This is a genomic window from Marinomonas rhodophyticola (genome assembly GCF_026113935.1).
Classification (GTDB): domain Bacteria; phylum Pseudomonadota; class Gammaproteobacteria; order Pseudomonadales; family Marinomonadaceae; genus Marinomonas; species Marinomonas rhodophyticola.
Window position 1 is genome coordinate 320,295 of the sequence record NZ_JAPEUL010000004.1, and the last position, 12,936, is coordinate 333,230.

General features: G+C 43.6%; 17 protein-coding genes and 1 pseudogene. 12 read left to right on the top strand and 6 right to left on the bottom strand.

Annotation, left to right across the window (positions count from 1 at the left end; translation table 11 throughout):
* The first annotated feature begins 2 nt into the window (after positions 1 to 2).
* The 6 genes from ONZ52_RS02140 (at position 3) to ONZ52_RS02165 (ending at position 4,033) form a co-directional block, all read left to right on the top strand.
* The gene (locus tag ONZ52_RS02140; RefSeq protein ID WP_265216985.1) at positions 3 to 656 is read left to right on the top strand and encodes a DUF4286 family protein; all 654 of its coding nucleotides are present in this window, start codon (positions 3 to 5) and stop codon (positions 654 to 656) included.
* 14 nt (positions 657 to 670) lie between these two features.
* On the top strand, positions 671 to 1,672 hold the full coding sequence (locus ONZ52_RS02145) for a tripartite tricarboxylate transporter substrate binding protein (RefSeq protein WP_265216986.1): 1,002 nt from the start codon (positions 671 to 673) through the stop codon (positions 1,670 to 1,672).
* Between the two features lie 67 nt (positions 1,673 to 1,739).
* Complete coding sequence (locus tag ONZ52_RS02150) at positions 1,740 to 2,222, top strand: tripartite tricarboxylate transporter TctB family protein (protein WP_265216987.1); 483 nt, start codon at positions 1,740 to 1,742, stop codon at positions 2,220 to 2,222.
* Positions 2,223 to 2,235: 13 nt separating this feature from the next.
* On the top strand, positions 2,236 to 3,039 hold the full coding sequence (locus tag ONZ52_RS02155; protein WP_265216988.1) for a tripartite tricarboxylate transporter permease: 804 nt from the start codon (positions 2,236 to 2,238) through the stop codon (positions 3,037 to 3,039).
* A 13-nt stretch (positions 3,040 to 3,052) separates the two neighbouring features.
* Positions 3,053 to 3,736, top strand: coding sequence for a tripartite tricarboxylate transporter permease (locus ONZ52_RS02160; RefSeq protein WP_265216989.1), 684 nt, complete (start codon positions 3,053 to 3,055; stop codon positions 3,734 to 3,736).
* 12 nt (positions 3,737 to 3,748) lie between these two features.
* Positions 3,749 to 4,033, top strand: a complete 285-nt coding sequence (locus ONZ52_RS02165) for a YciI family protein (RefSeq protein ID WP_265216990.1) — start codon at positions 3,749 to 3,751, stop codon at positions 4,031 to 4,033.
* Between the two features lie 46 nt (positions 4,034 to 4,079).
* Here ONZ52_RS02165 and ONZ52_RS02170 read toward each other — a convergent pair whose 3' ends face one another.
* The 6 genes from ONZ52_RS02170 to ONZ52_RS02195 form a co-directional block, all read right to left on the bottom strand.
* Complete coding sequence (locus ONZ52_RS02170; protein WP_265216991.1) at positions 4,080 to 4,385, bottom strand: nucleotidyltransferase domain-containing protein; 306 nt, start codon at positions 4,383 to 4,385, stop codon at positions 4,080 to 4,082.
* On the bottom strand, positions 4,382 to 4,795 hold the full coding sequence (locus ONZ52_RS02175; RefSeq protein ID WP_137169441.1) for a nucleotidyltransferase substrate binding protein: 414 nt from the start codon (positions 4,793 to 4,795) through the stop codon (positions 4,382 to 4,384). The genes ONZ52_RS02170 and ONZ52_RS02175 overlap by 4 nt, the downstream gene beginning before the upstream one ends.
* Positions 4,796 to 4,914: 119 nt before the next feature.
* Positions 4,915 to 5,271, bottom strand: a complete 357-nt coding sequence (locus ONZ52_RS02180; protein ID WP_265216993.1) for a HepT-like ribonuclease domain-containing protein — start codon at positions 5,269 to 5,271, stop codon at positions 4,915 to 4,917.
* Positions 5,264 to 5,473: a nucleotidyltransferase family protein gene (locus ONZ52_RS02185; protein ID WP_265216994.1), complete on the bottom strand. Its 210-nt coding sequence runs from the start codon at positions 5,471 to 5,473 to the stop codon at positions 5,264 to 5,266. Before ONZ52_RS02185 ends, ONZ52_RS02180 begins: the two co-directional genes overlap by 8 nt.
* Before the next feature lie 132 nt (positions 5,474 to 5,605).
* Entirely contained in the window at positions 5,606 to 6,466 is an 861-nt protein-coding gene (locus ONZ52_RS02190) for an inositol monophosphatase family protein (protein ID WP_265216995.1), read from the bottom strand.
* Positions 6,467 to 6,638: 172 nt separating this feature from the next.
* Positions 6,639 to 7,424, bottom strand: a complete 786-nt coding sequence (locus tag ONZ52_RS02195) for an SDR family oxidoreductase (RefSeq protein ID WP_265216996.1) — start codon at positions 7,422 to 7,424, stop codon at positions 6,639 to 6,641.
* Between the two features lie 209 nt (positions 7,425 to 7,633).
* Between ONZ52_RS02195 and ONZ52_RS02200 the strand changes: the two genes are divergently transcribed.
* The 6 genes and pseudogenes from ONZ52_RS02200 to ONZ52_RS02225 all read left to right on the top strand — a co-directional run bounded on the left by ONZ52_RS02200 (position 7,634) and on the right by ONZ52_RS02225 (position 12,912).
* Positions 7,634 to 8,584 carry an ABC transporter permease gene (locus tag ONZ52_RS02200; protein ID WP_265216997.1) on the top strand — a complete coding sequence of 317 codons (951 nt, stop codon included), beginning with the start codon at positions 7,634 to 7,636 and terminating at the stop codon, positions 8,582 to 8,584.
* Between the two features lie 142 nt (positions 8,585 to 8,726).
* The gene (locus ONZ52_RS02205) at positions 8,727 to 9,656 is read left to right on the top strand and encodes a substrate-binding domain-containing protein (protein ID WP_265216998.1); all 930 of its coding nucleotides are present in this window, start codon (positions 8,727 to 8,729) and stop codon (positions 9,654 to 9,656) included.
* 133 nt (positions 9,657 to 9,789) lie between these two features.
* The gene (locus ONZ52_RS02210) at positions 9,790 to 10,236 is read left to right on the top strand and encodes an ATP-binding cassette domain-containing protein (protein ID WP_265216999.1); all 447 of its coding nucleotides are present in this window, start codon (positions 9,790 to 9,792) and stop codon (positions 10,234 to 10,236) included.
* Complete coding sequence (locus tag ONZ52_RS02215) at positions 10,229 to 11,179, top strand: sugar ABC transporter ATP-binding protein (RefSeq protein ID WP_265217000.1); 951 nt, start codon at positions 10,229 to 10,231, stop codon at positions 11,177 to 11,179. Before ONZ52_RS02210 ends, ONZ52_RS02215 begins: the two co-directional genes overlap by 8 nt.
* A 53-nt stretch (positions 11,180 to 11,232) precedes the next feature.
* Positions 11,233 to 12,021: an SDR family oxidoreductase gene (locus tag ONZ52_RS02220; RefSeq protein WP_265217001.1), complete on the top strand. Its 789-nt coding sequence runs from the start codon at positions 11,233 to 11,235 to the stop codon at positions 12,019 to 12,021.
* An 82-nt stretch (positions 12,022 to 12,103) separates the two neighbouring features.
* Positions 12,104 to 12,912, top strand: a pseudogene (locus tag ONZ52_RS02225) (transketolase).
* The last annotated feature ends 24 nt before the right edge of the window (positions 12,913 to 12,936 follow it).

The following is a 12,936-nucleotide window of genomic DNA, read 5'->3' on the forward strand; positions in this document are numbered from 1 at the left end:
CCATGCGTTGTGATGGAAAAGGCGTGCTCGCTCTTTGGAACGATACTGAGCCTACGTTGGATCAAGAATACAATGAATGGCATGCCGGTGAGCATGTGCCTGAGCGTTTAACAGTACCCGGTATGCTCAATGCTTATCGTTATAAAAATGCAGAAAATACCTTGTATCCATATTTTACGCTCTATGAAATGCGTGATCTTTCTACATTGGAGACGCCAGAGTACAAGCGTTTGTTGTCTCATCCGACGCCTTGGTCGCAAAAAATGCGTCAACATTTTAAACATATCCGACGGGTGGTGTGTCAGGGCATTGAATCGTCGCCCAATCTTGGTGAGCCTGCGCAAGCCTTGTTGGTTATTACGGTGGCGGCTGCACAGTTGTCGCCGCATGTTTTTAAGGAGAAATGCCTAGCCCGCTTTGCTGAGCAGGTAAAGTCGTGGCGTTTTGCCATGGAGGATACGGCGGTAGCGGCACTGCCTTGGGCGCCACACAAGGAGGCTAAAGACGTGCAAAAAATGCTTGTGTTAGTCGAGGTGGAGGATGCCGAGCCGCTTTGTAACCAGCTTTCAGAGCTTTTTACTAATTTGGAAATCAATCAATTCACTTTAGAGCGATATGATTTTCTAAATCAATTCAAAACAAAAACAAATTATTGAATGAGGATACCACTATGAAAATAAAAAACCTCTTGCTTGGATCGTTAACCTCCATGGCTTTAGTGACATCTGGGCAGTCTTTGGCTGACTATCCGAATAAAGATATTCAGGGCATTATCATGTGGGGAGCGGGTGGCTCAACCGATTCCGTCATGCGCTCTGTTACGCCTTATGCTGAAGAAAAGTTGGGTGTTGATGTCATCATGACTAACCGCTCTGGTGGTGTTGGGGCGATTGCCACCAAATACGTTTACAGCCAAAAAGCCGATGGCTATACCTTGTTGATGGGAGCTGAAAATCCACAGATGCATAAAGTACTGGGGTTATCTTCTATCGACTACAGCGACATGATTCCGATTAATATTCTGGCCCGTGGTACGCCGATCATTGTCGCCAATAATGACGCGCCTTATAACACGTTTGAAGAGTTTGTTGCTTATGTTAAAGCGCATCCTGGTGAAGTGAGAACGGGGATGACGGGGAACGGCGGTTTAACTTCCATTGTGTTAGCTATGTTGGAGTCTCAGGTGCAATTAGACCTAACGCCTGTACCTTATAATGGCGATGGTCCTGCCTTGACTGCTTTGCAAAGTGGCACCATTGATGTGATGTCATCGGTGATTGGTGCGGCTTTGGATCATATTCAGGCAGGTCGCATGAAGGTGATTTCGGTTATTGATGCGAAAGAAAATAATCTATTACCAGGCGTTGCGCCCATTACCGATACTTATCCTAAGTTGTCGTCTTACCTACCTTGGGGGCCATTCTTCGGTATTTTTGTGAAGAAAGGTACACCCACAGAAGCCGTTGATAAGCTGGTTGCGGCGTTCCATTCTGCTGCTGAAAATGAGTCATTTAAGCAACTTATGGCAAAGCGTGGTTTTGAAATAATGAATGAGTCCGGTGCTTCGGCAGAGGCCTTTCTAGAACGTTATCGTTCGGTTTCGTCTTGGATTGTTTACGACTCAGGTTTTGCGAAAAAGTCGCCAGCAGACTTTAACATCCCGCGTCCATAATCAGCGCAAAGGAGGCGATGCTATTACTGCCATCGCCTTTGCTTTCTTTAGTAGGTAATTCTTTGTTATGAACCGCATGTGTATTACTTCTGAGCAATTCTTTAATTTGTTGTTGCTTGTATTCAGCTCATTTTTTCTATACCACGCTTTTCACATTACGGAAGACAGTGGTTTAGGATCATCGGCATCGATTCCAATTATGGCCTGTAGCGTGATGGTGATGGCATCTCTTATGGCTCTTGGTAAGTCTATTTTCTCCAGTGCTAGGCCAGTCGAGAAAATACCTAAGGCTGTGTTCCTTGTTCTGTTGATGATTCTACTGTACTCGCTTTTTTTAGAAGACATTGGTTTTTTGATCTCTTCTTTGGTGTTCATTGGCGTTTTGGTTTTCGCTATTAATGGTTCTCGCTTAGTGACGTCGTTTGCTTTGGCCTTGCTGGTGGTATTGGTGACGTACCTAGTCTTCCGAATTGTTTTTAAGGTGATGTTACCTGAGGGAATGATTCCTGAGCGTGAAATCTTGTTTTACCTAAAGAACTTGTTTAATTAAAGGAGAGAAAGCTTTGGATTCTTTAATGTATATGCTCAATGCGTGGATCTCCCTTGATTACGTGTTACTGACGGCGCTAGGGACGTTACTGGGTATTTATGTGGGCGCCATTCCTGGTTTGTCTGTCACTATGGCGGTCTCAATTTTGATCTCATTTACTTTCTCTTGGGATATTAACAATGCCTTGTGTTTGATGATTGGTATCTACATGGGCGGGGTTTACGGTGGGTCACGTACTGCTATTTTATTGAACATTCCGGGTGCTCCCGCGGCCATTGTGACTGCGCTTGATGGCTATCCATTAGCGAAGAAAGGGTTAGCAGGGCAGGCGATTGGTTTGTCTACCATTATGTCGGTGATTGGTGGCTTTGTTGGTATTGCCGTGTTAGCGGTGGCGGCCCCTGCGGTAAGTGATTTTGCCTTGTTGTTCCAACCTCGTGATTATTTGCTGTTGGGGGTTATGGGGATCACCTTGGTTGGGGCTTTATCGGGTAGAAGTTTAATAAAAGGCATTTTCGCTGGTGCTTTAGGCATTGGTATCGGCACAGTGGGGTTAGACCCGCTTACGGCAGAAGAACGATTCACATTTGGCTATGTTGAGTTGTGGAGTGGTATTAGCCCTGTTGTGGTGATGATCGGCTTGTTCGGTTTAACCGAAGCCTTGGTGCAGTTGCATCATCTTGATAAGGCGATGATTAAGCAGAAGGTGGATAAGATTGTCCCTAAATTTAGAGATATTAAGAAACATCTGTCGTTGAGTCTTCAAAGTTCATTTATCGGTGTGGCGATAGGCGCATTGCTCAGGAACAGGCGGTGAAATTGCTTCTTTAATGGCTTACGACCATGCTCGTCGTGTAACGAAAAAGCCTGAGGTGCCTTTTGGTGAAGGCGCAAAAGAAGGTCTAATCGCAGCTGAATCATCTAATAATGCTGCTGTGGGTGGGGCGTTTATTCCCATGTTGACGCTTGGGATTCCGGGCGATGCTGTGACAGCGGTGTTTATTGGTGCCTTGTTTATTCATGGTGTGAACCCGTGTCCCTTATTGATCGAAACTCGCCCAGATATGTTTTGGTTTATTGTGGGAGCATTATTGTTAGCGAACGTCTTTTTGCTGATTTTTGGTCTCACTGGCATCAAGGTCTTCTCTAAAATTATTCAGTGTCCAAAAGGCATCTTGATACCTATTATCTTTTTGTTATCGATTGTCGGAGCCTACTCGATCCATAACAGTGTCTCGGATATTTGGTGGATGTTGGCGTTTGGTGTGATGGGGTATTTCATGCGTCGTCATGGGTATCCGCTGGGGCCTATTATTTTAGGGGTCATTTTAAGTCATCTTATGGATGAGAATTGGCGTCGTGCCATTTTGGCGGAGCGTAATGATTTGGGGGCATTTTGGGCGAATCTTTTCAGCAGTCCTTTGTCACTTACTTTGTTGCTTATTATTGTATTTGTTGCGCTTTCTAGTACGCCATTCTGGCGCATTCTGAAGCAAAAGTTTTCTAAAAAATAAAAAGAGGTTGATATGCAATTTGTGGTTACTGCGTTTGATTATGAAGATGCTTTAGAACGTCGTTTAGAGCATCGTGAAGCGCATTTGAGTGGTCTACGAGCTATGGCAAAGCAAGGGACTTTTATTAGCGGTGGTGCCATGGTTAATGAGGAAGGCAAGATGATTGGTTCCAACGTTCATGTAGCGTTCCCTGATTTAGCCGCTTTACAAGCTTGGTTGGATTCTGATCCATTCACCGTACACAAAGTATGGGAAACCACCACTATTCACGAGATCAAACTGCTGGCGATAGATTGATTTTGGCTTTACCAAATTTAGTTGGGCAATAAGGAAGCTCAAGTGTTTAACGGGTATAAATGATTCTTCCTGATTCTCGAATCTGTGCTAACAAGGCTTGGTTGGTGAGGTTGTTTTCATCCACCAAGTCGATCAGATATGGGCTGTTTAAATCGTCTAGTTCAATACGAAGCGTAGCAATGAGGTCCGGTTTTGGTGTTGAAATAGACAGGTCTATGTCTGATCCGTTGCGAAAGTTTCCTGTGGCGCGGGAGCCAAACAGAGTCACTTTTTCAATGTCTGGATACTTTGCAAAGGTCTCTGACATTTTTTCCAGTAATTGATTTGGAATACCGTATTGGGAAAGTGTCATAGGGTAGACAATTTTTCTTTGAGTTGGATGAAGCAGGCGTTATAACTTTCTCGTACCTTTGAAAATTCTGTTTCAAGAATACTGGCATCGTAGGCGTGTACCGTTTTGTTTCGGCTTTCGATCATGTCCATCCATGTTTGACCATCTTTAATTAGGCCAATGTTAAACGCCAGTCTTGTGGCGGTTCTTGATCCTGTGATGTTCTGATGACCTTCGTATTCTAGATAGTCTTTTAACACCTTCCATGCAAGTTCGTGAGTGAATTCGAATCGCTGTAGAACACCTTCTTTTATGATGTTTGGCGATTGTTCGTCGTAGGCTTCGACGGCTTCGTTGAGTTGCAACAACGCTTTTTTATAATTCTCAAATCGCTGCTTCCAACGTGCTGATGGTAGATTTTCTTCGGTCATGCCCTTGTTATCTCTTTGGCCTATATATTATGGCATTATGCCACAGATTACGTTGAGTGGAAGGTAGGTTGTTTTCTACGTTCGAATGGGTGTGTTTAAGCGTTACTTGTAAGTGTTTCTTAACTGATTTTGTTTGAAGATATGTTATGTAGACCTGATAACAGAGCAGGGATTTCATCGACTATAATGCTCCAGAGAATATCATCATCTACGCCTAAATAGCCGTGAATCAGACGGTTGCGTGTTGCCACAATCATTCTCCAAGGGATGCCACTATTTTCAGCGCGAATATCGTCAGGTATGTGAGTAGCAGCTTCACCTATTAATTCAATATTTCTAAGTGTCGCATCGTACGTGAGGTGATGGCTTATAAAACTGGCCTGATCCATACCTTCTGTATAGGAAAGTACTTTCTCGGCAAAGCCGATCATATCGTCAATATAGAGTCGCCATTCTCGTTGTCCCGCATTAAACATTGACTTTGTCTCGCTCTATATAAGGTCGAAATTCTGGTCTCAATGCTTTATCCGTTACTAAGTCAACTGGGCAGCCAAGTAAATCTTCCAGATAGAATTGGACGCCAAAATAGCGTTTTGCCGTGGCACGGCCATCAAAGGTGACTAACACATCAATATCACTCTGTGGCGCTGCAGTGTTGCGTGCAGTAGAACCAAACAAGGCTAGGTCGATAACACCATAGCGCCTTGCTAATTCTTTTTACTATCTGCTAGTATTTTTAAAGCACGATGCTTATCCATACTTAACACCCATGTTGTTGTGTTGAAAGTAATTATAGCGTGAATTTAACGCTTAGCGACAAAAATACTCCGCCAAGGCTCGCCATTGTTGTTCTGACTGGGCTGCAAGCATTTCGCCGTCTAGCATGGCTGGGTTATATTCTTGGCCGTCGAGTGTTCGACAAACTCCGCCCGCTTCGTTGTAAATCAGTACGCCAGCGGCGTGATCCCATGGCAGCATTTTGTAGGTGAGGCTGAAGTGAAAGTGGCCTTGGGCGATTTGGCGATACGCTGGGCAAGAGGGCAGGTTATTGATGCGCACAAAGCGACTTGCTTTGAGGGCGAAGTCTTGTTTTTTCTGTCCGGTGTAGGAGTTAACGGACATGATGCCAAAGAGCTTATCAAGGTCGGTCTCTGCGGTGGTGCTGAGATGTAAGGCCAATGGAGCTTGAGTTGGCGTTTGATGCGTGCCTTTGTTATTCATGGCGTTGCGTTGAAAAAACGCCCCTTCGCCTCGATTGGCATAAACCCAGTCATCGTTCACTGGGTCATACAGCAAGCCAAAACGTGTTACACCTTTCACCACCACGGCGAGTATCATGCCAAACTCGGATAAACCATGGGCGTAGTTCCATGTGCCGTCGATAGGGTCGATGATGACGCAGGTGTCAGCGGTGGCAATGTTGTCTGTGGTAGAAGGGTCTTCCGCCACGGCTTCTTCACCGACGATGTCCCAGTCTGGAAAGGCGTGTTGGATTTCTTTGGTAATAAAGGCTTCGCTGGCTTTGTCGGCCATGGTGACTAGGTCGGTGAGGCTGCTTTTGGTTTCGACATCCGCCGCGCTCAATTGACGAAAATTAGGCATGACGATCTCTTGGCCAGCTTGACGGACGATATTGATCAGTCTTTCTTGCGTTGCTTTATCGAGGTTCATCTTTCGTCACTCCTTTTGCATTCCCCAAGGTTCACGAATTATACCTGATGAATACGAGAATTAATGGGTAATTGGTTTAGTTTTGAGTCGATTTCATGCATAAAAAAGATCTATTGAATAATCACTAGATCTTTTTTTATAGTTAGATATCACCTTATACAATGAGTGCTGATTAAGACATGATAAGTCCACCATCGACATTGATTGCTTGTCCTGTAATGTAACCAGCATCAGAGCCAGCTAGGAAGGCGATTAACCCTGCAACTTCCTCTACTGTGCCTGCACGTTTCATCGGGATGTTTTCTACCCAAGAATTCATTAGTTCTCCTGGTTTAAAGTCGCCCATTAGTTGTCCCCATACACGGTCATTGTAGTCCCACATATCGGTATGTATGATGCCAGGGCAGATGGAATTCACCGTAATGTTATTTGTTGCCACTTCTTTCGCTAAGCTTTGTGTTAGTCCTATGACGCCAAATTTGCTAGCTGCGTAATGAGGTGTATAGATAAAACCATCTCTTGCTTGACCTGAGGCTGTGTTGATTAGACGACCACCGTTACCTGCTTTTTTCATGTAGCTGATGGCTTCTTTACAGCAAAAAAACATGCCTTTGGTATTTACATCTAGAGTTATATCCCAGTCTTTTTCAGTGACATCTTCTAGCTTTGAAATGCGAATAACCCCTGCATTTTGAATGGAAATGTCAATAGATCCCATCAATTCAAAGGCTTGTTTATAAAACACTTTAATAGAGTCTACCGAGCTTACGTCGCATTCGAGGAAGCTGATAATTTGTTGCGGATAGTCGTTTTTTAGTTTTTCTATCGTTTGGGCGTAATCTTTATCAATTGTACCAACAACAACATTGAACCCGTCGTGTAGAAAGCGCTCTGTAATACCTAAACCTATTCCTTTGTTACCACCACATACGACGACGTTTTTATATTTATTAGTCATAAAGTCACCTGTTAATTCCTGTTTGTTGAATAAAAATCCACATTAGAATATTTAATCAAAAAAGGTCAACAAAAAAGTTGTCTTGTAAGTTCTTTTTTAATGCTTGACAGCTTGTCCGGTGAATGATTAGTATTAAATGAATAATTAAACATATATGAATAAATATTCAATATAGTATAAAAACAAAATAATTTATTGGAGTGATACCTATGCTGCGCAGCCGAGTTGGTGCATCTTTCTTATTCGGTGGTTCTACAGGACCATTAATTGGCCTGTTGCTACTCTGTTTTTTCCTCTCTCTTACGACTGATTCTTTCTTTTCGTTACGAAATTTTGTCAACATCCTCGACCAAATAACGGTTCTAGGTATTCTTGCCGTTGGAATGACATTTGTGATTTTAATCGGTGGAATTGATCTTTCTGTTGGCTCCATACTTGCTCTATGCGGCATGGTTATGGGCTATTTTGCTAAAGAGTTAGGTTGGTCAATGGAAGCAGCTATCGCGGTTGGCTTACTTGTTTCTGCTTTGGCTGGTCTTGTGTCTGGGTTGTTAATTGCTTTTTTTCGAGTTCCTGCATTTATCGCTACGTTAGCGATGATGTCTGCGGCCCGTGGACTAGCAAATATGGTTAGTGATGGGCATCAAATTATTAGTTTTCCTGCATGGTTTAATTTGATGGCGGTCATCCGTTATGGCGGTGTCTTGACGATTACGGTTGGCATCATGCTCGCTGTGTTTGTTATTTGTTGGGCTTATCTAAAATTCACTTCGGGCGGACGTAGCCTATACGCTATTGGTGGTAACGCAGAAGTTGCCCGTCTTGCAGGTATTAAAGTGAAGCTACATACGGTCGGTGTTTATGTCTTTGCTGCGGTTTTGTCTGGTGTGGCTGGAGTATTACTTGGCGCTAGGCTTGATTCTGTACAGCCTCAGGCAGGTGTTTCATATGAGCTTGATGCGATCGCTGCTGTGGTGATTGGTGGCACTAGTTTGTCGGGCGGCACAGGCAGTTTAGTTGGCACCATTATTGGGGTTTTGATTATTGGTGTTCTGCGTAATGGGCTGAATCTTTTAGGCGTTTCTCCTTTCATGCAACAAGTGGTGATTGGTCTTGTTATTGCGTTAGCTGTCTCTATCGAGGCATTGAAAAAGAAATAAAAATGGATGCGTTGGTAATCAAATGAATGGATTTTAGATCGAAGTGTAAATCATCCGATGCTTTTATCGGATGATCTTAGAAGCCGCGGATAAGTGTTAAGCGGTATTTAATAAAAATAATAATCTAGGAGGGGAACCCCTTATGAAAACTAAAAAATTGCTATTATCTTGTGCTGTTTCTGCTTCTCTCGTGTCCGCTGGTGCTGGCGCAGCAGAAGTCAAAAAAATAGGTTTGGCTGTACCTAACTTGTCTGCTAATTACTTTATCCAGATTAAAGAATCTGTTGAAGAATATGCTGTGAAAAAGGGCATTCAGGTTATTACGGTTAATGCCAATGACGACAGCTCTACGCAGGTAAGCCAAGTTCAAGATTTAATGACTCAAAATATTGATGCTTTTTTGTATATTCCAGCTGGTGCTGCTGCGGCGACTGTACCACCTCGTTTGGCTCGTGCTGCCGGTATTCCTGTAGTGAACTTAGATCGTAATGCTGAAACTGAGCCAGGTGATACCTTTATCGCGGGTGAAGGGGTTAAATCTGCTTATGAGGTTTGTAATCACATTATCGGTTTAGCAAATGGTAAGGGTGAGATGATTATGATTCATGGCCAAAAGGGCGTAACGCCGGAAGTGAATCGTACCAAAGGCTGTGAGCAAGCGATTGCAGAAAACCCTGGAGTAAAACTGGTTGCTAATCAATGGAGTGAGCGTTGGTCACAAGACGAAGGCTTTTCTATTACTCAAAATCTACTTCAGGCTTACCCAAAAGTTAATCTGATTTTTGGGCAAGCTGATGGTTTAGCAATGGGGGCCGCTAAGGCTGTAGCTGCTTCGGGGACGAAACAAAGAGTGTTTATCGGCGGTTACGATGGTGATACTGGTGCATTGCTTGCTATCCAAAAAGGTGTGTTTGATGTGACTGCAACACAGAGTACACGTGCCATGGGACGTTTAGCTGTTGATTCAGTCATCAAACTTGCAGCTGGTGGTACGGTGCCAAAAGAGCAGATTATTGATGCGGTCTTAACGACGTCTGCAAACGTTGATGCATTTATTGTTGATCATCCGTAATCGTTAATTCTGGAGCTAACAAAATCATGACGACTGAACGAAAACCTATTCTCACTCTGCGTCAAATCCGTAAAAGCTTTGGTCCGACAGAAGTGTTACACGGTATAGATCTTGAGGTTTACCCGGAGAAGTCGTGGCGTTGTTGGGTGAAAACGGCGCTGGTAAGTCGACAACCTCCAATATCATTGCTGGTGGTTTTCACCAAAGCTCTGGGGAAATGACATGGATGGGTGAAACTTATTCGCCTAATAGTCCGCGAGAAGCAATTAATTCAGGCCTTGTACTTATCCATCAGGAGCTGCGACTACTGGAACATCTATCTATTGCTGAAAATGTCTTTATCGGTCGTTGGCCGAGCAAAGGTGGTTTTGTTAGCCGTAGAGAGATGGAGCAGCGAGCGCAAGCTCAGATAGAAAGACTTGGTCTGAACATTTCGGCATCCACTTTGGTGCGCGGTCTTTCAACGGCCAACCAGCAACTGATAGAAATAGCTAAAGCTCTTGCTCTAAACGCTAAGCTATTAATATTAGATGAGCCGACGGCGGCCCTTGGTGGAGCCGAGACCGAGCTTCTTGTTTAAACAAATTGAACGGTTAAAAGCTGATGGTGTTGGGATTATTTATATTTCTCATCGCTTAGAAGAGATACGTAAGGTGGCAGACCGTCTGGTGGTTATGCGTGATGGAAATACAGTAGAGAACTTTGATACTGGTGATGTCCCAATTCGAACTATTGTTGAAAGCATGGTAGGACGAGATCTCAACCAAATGTTTCCCACCATACCGGTGCCTAAAGACGAGGTATGCATAGAAGTCAAAAACTTATCTTCGCCAAATGGTACGTTCCACGATATTAATTTTTCCGTTAAAAAAGGCGAAATATTTGGTATTGCTGGTCTTATCGGTGCAGGTAGAACTGAAATGGTTCGAGCGATAACTGGCGCAGACCCGATCGCAACGGGACAAGTTTTTTTGCATGGTAAGGATATTACGCCTAGTACACCTACGCATTCTATTGAAAATGGTGTGGTACTTGTGCCTGAGGATAGAAAGCTACAGGGGTTGGTACTCGACCATTCCATAGAAGACAACATCGCCTATGCGAATTTATCCACGATTTCCAAATTCGGTTTTATTAGCCCTGGTAGTATCAAAAAATACGCAGCAGCGGGTATAGCTCGTTTTGGTGTAAAGGGTAGCGGTGGGCAAAACGCAGGTGAAATGTCTGGTGGCAATCAGCAAAAAGTGATTTTGGCTAAATGGCTGGCAAAAGATCCTAAAGTAGTTGTCCTTGATGAACCCACTCGAGGTATTGATGTTGGTGCTCGATCCTCTATCTACGAAATCATCGTTGAATTAGCTAATAAAGGCATTGCTGTCATTGTGGTGAGTTCGGATCTTGAAGAAGTGTTGGGCATTTCCAATCGCATTATGGTCATGGCTGAAGGAAAAATGACGGGGATTTTGGATCGTGATAAGGCGAATGATGTCTCGGTGATGGAGTTAGCGACAGCCTTCGGATAGGTAGGGTTTGTCTATGATTGTAAATTTTAAATATCTTCAATTAGGTAAATATGATGCTTGATTTCAATATAAATGCAGCCAAACTTTTTGATTTATCTGGACGAGTGGCTATGGTCACTGGAGCTGGAAGTGGGATAGGGCAATGCATTGCTCAGGCCTTGGCTAGTGCTGGCGCTAAGGTTACTTGTTTTGATTTACGCGATGACGGCGGTTTAGCTGACACGGTGCAAAGCATTAAAAGCATGGGTGGTGACGCGATTTCTTATACTGGCGACGTGTGTGATTTTGAATCTTTACGATCTGCTGTTCAGTTGACAGAAGACACTTATGGCCGTCTTGATATTGCTGTGAATGCTGCTGGGATTGCTAATGCCAATCCTGCGTTAGATATGCAACTAGACCAATGGCAGCGAGTGATTGATATTAATTTGACTGGTATTTGGCATTCTTGTAAAGCTCAAGCTGAATTAATGGAAAAAAGCGGTGGAGGCTCAATTGTCAATATCGCTTCCATGTCTGGCGTGATTGTGAACCGTGGCTTGGAGCAGGCTCATTACAACACATCTAAAGCCGGCGTAATCCATCTAACAAAAAGTCTAGCAATGGAATGGGTCGATAAAAACATACGTGTTAACTCTATCAGTCCTGGCTACACAGCGACACCAATGAATACTCGACCAGAAATGATTCATCAAACTAAAGAATTTGAGCGTCAAACTCCCATGGGAAGAATGGCTAGAGTTGACGAAATGGTAGGTCCTGCGATCTTTTTATCTTCTGATGCTGCGTCATTTTGTACGGGCGTAGACTTATTGGTTGATGGTGGATTTGTCTGCTGGTAAATCAGCAGATTTTTTTGATTAAATCGAATAAATATTCATGTAAGAAATTTAATTCATACCACCTTATTTAACAGGAGGATATATGAATCCTTTTAAACTAGAAGTTGAGGGGCTTGAACGCAAAGCGCGTTCAGTCCGAAGAAAGATAATTAACCTAAATGCGAACAGTCCGGCAGGCGGGCACACAGGGGCTGATTTGTCTCAGGTAGAAATCGTTACCGCTTTGTATTTTCGTATATTGAATTGTGCGCCAGATCGTTTAACTGATGATACTCGTGATATCTATATTCAATCTAAAGGTCATGCTGTTGGTGGTTATTATTGCTGCCTTGCTGAGGCGGGTTATTTTCCTGAAGAGTGGCTGTCAACGTATCAACATAATGACTCTCATTTACGTGGTCATCCTGTTCGTCAGAAAACCCCAGGAGTGGAATTAAACACAGGTGCTTTGGGGCATGGTCTTCCTGTTGCAGTAGGGATGGCATTGGCAGCGAAACGTGATGCTAATCCAAGGAAAGTGTATGTACTAACGGGAGATGGTGAATTAGCGGAGGGAGTAACTGGGAAGCGGCTTTGGTGGCGGCTCACTATAAACTTGATAACCTTATTGTGATCAATGATAAGAATAACTTGCAGCTAGCAGGATCCACTGAATCAATTATGAAAACGGACCCGCTAGATAAAAAGTGGCAGGCGTTTGGTTTTAATGTCACTCAATGTGATGGCAATAATGTGGCCTCGGTTGTTGAGACTCTAGAAGGGCTTAAAGCAGAAGGTAAACCTAATGTGGTGATTGCCAATACAATAAAAGGTGCAGGGGTTTCTTTTATTGCGGGCGTCCAGAATGGCATCATAGAGTGCCTAAAGGTGATGAAGTGGAACTTGCATTAAAGGAGTTAAGTGATGTCTAACAGT

What these genes read in the sequence shown, in the direction of transcription:
- ONZ52_RS02140 (WP_265216985.1), top strand. Translation starts at nt 3, where the DNA reads ATGCGTTGTGATGGAAAAGGCGTGCTCGCTCTTTGGAACGATACTGAG.
- ONZ52_RS02145 (WP_265216986.1), top strand. Translation starts at nt 671, where the DNA reads ATGAAAATAAAAAACCTCTTGCTTGGATCGTTAACCTCCATGGCTTTA.
- ONZ52_RS02150 (WP_265216987.1), top strand. Translation starts at nt 1,740, where the DNA reads ATGAACCGCATGTGTATTACTTCTGAGCAATTCTTTAATTTGTTGTTG.
- ONZ52_RS02160 (WP_265216989.1), top strand. Translation starts at nt 3,053, where the DNA reads ATGGCTTACGACCATGCTCGTCGTGTAACGAAAAAGCCTGAGGTGCCT.
- ONZ52_RS02165 (WP_265216990.1), top strand. Translation starts at nt 3,749, where the DNA reads ATGCAATTTGTGGTTACTGCGTTTGATTATGAAGATGCTTTAGAACGT.
- ONZ52_RS02170 (WP_265216991.1), bottom strand. Translation starts at nt 4,385, where the DNA reads ATGACACTTTCCCAATACGGTATTCCAAATCAATTACTGGAAAAAATG.
- ONZ52_RS02175 (WP_137169441.1), bottom strand. Translation starts at nt 4,795, where the DNA reads ATGACCGAAGAAAATCTACCATCAGCACGTTGGAAGCAGCGATTTGAG.
- ONZ52_RS02180 (WP_265216993.1), bottom strand. Translation starts at nt 5,271, where the DNA reads ATGTTTAATGCGGGACAACGAGAATGGCGACTCTATATTGACGATATG.
- ONZ52_RS02190 (WP_265216995.1), bottom strand. Translation starts at nt 6,466, where the DNA reads ATGAACCTCGATAAAGCAACGCAAGAAAGACTGATCAATATCGTCCGT.
- ONZ52_RS02195 (WP_265216996.1), bottom strand. Translation starts at nt 7,424, where the DNA reads ATGACTAATAAATATAAAAACGTCGTCGTATGTGGTGGTAACAAAGGA.
- ONZ52_RS02200 (WP_265216997.1), top strand. Translation starts at nt 7,634, where the DNA reads ATGCTGCGCAGCCGAGTTGGTGCATCTTTCTTATTCGGTGGTTCTACA.
- ONZ52_RS02205 (WP_265216998.1), top strand. Translation starts at nt 8,727, where the DNA reads ATGAAAACTAAAAAATTGCTATTATCTTGTGCTGTTTCTGCTTCTCTC.
- ONZ52_RS02220 (WP_265217001.1), top strand. Translation starts at nt 11,233, where the DNA reads ATGCTTGATTTCAATATAAATGCAGCCAAACTTTTTGATTTATCTGGA.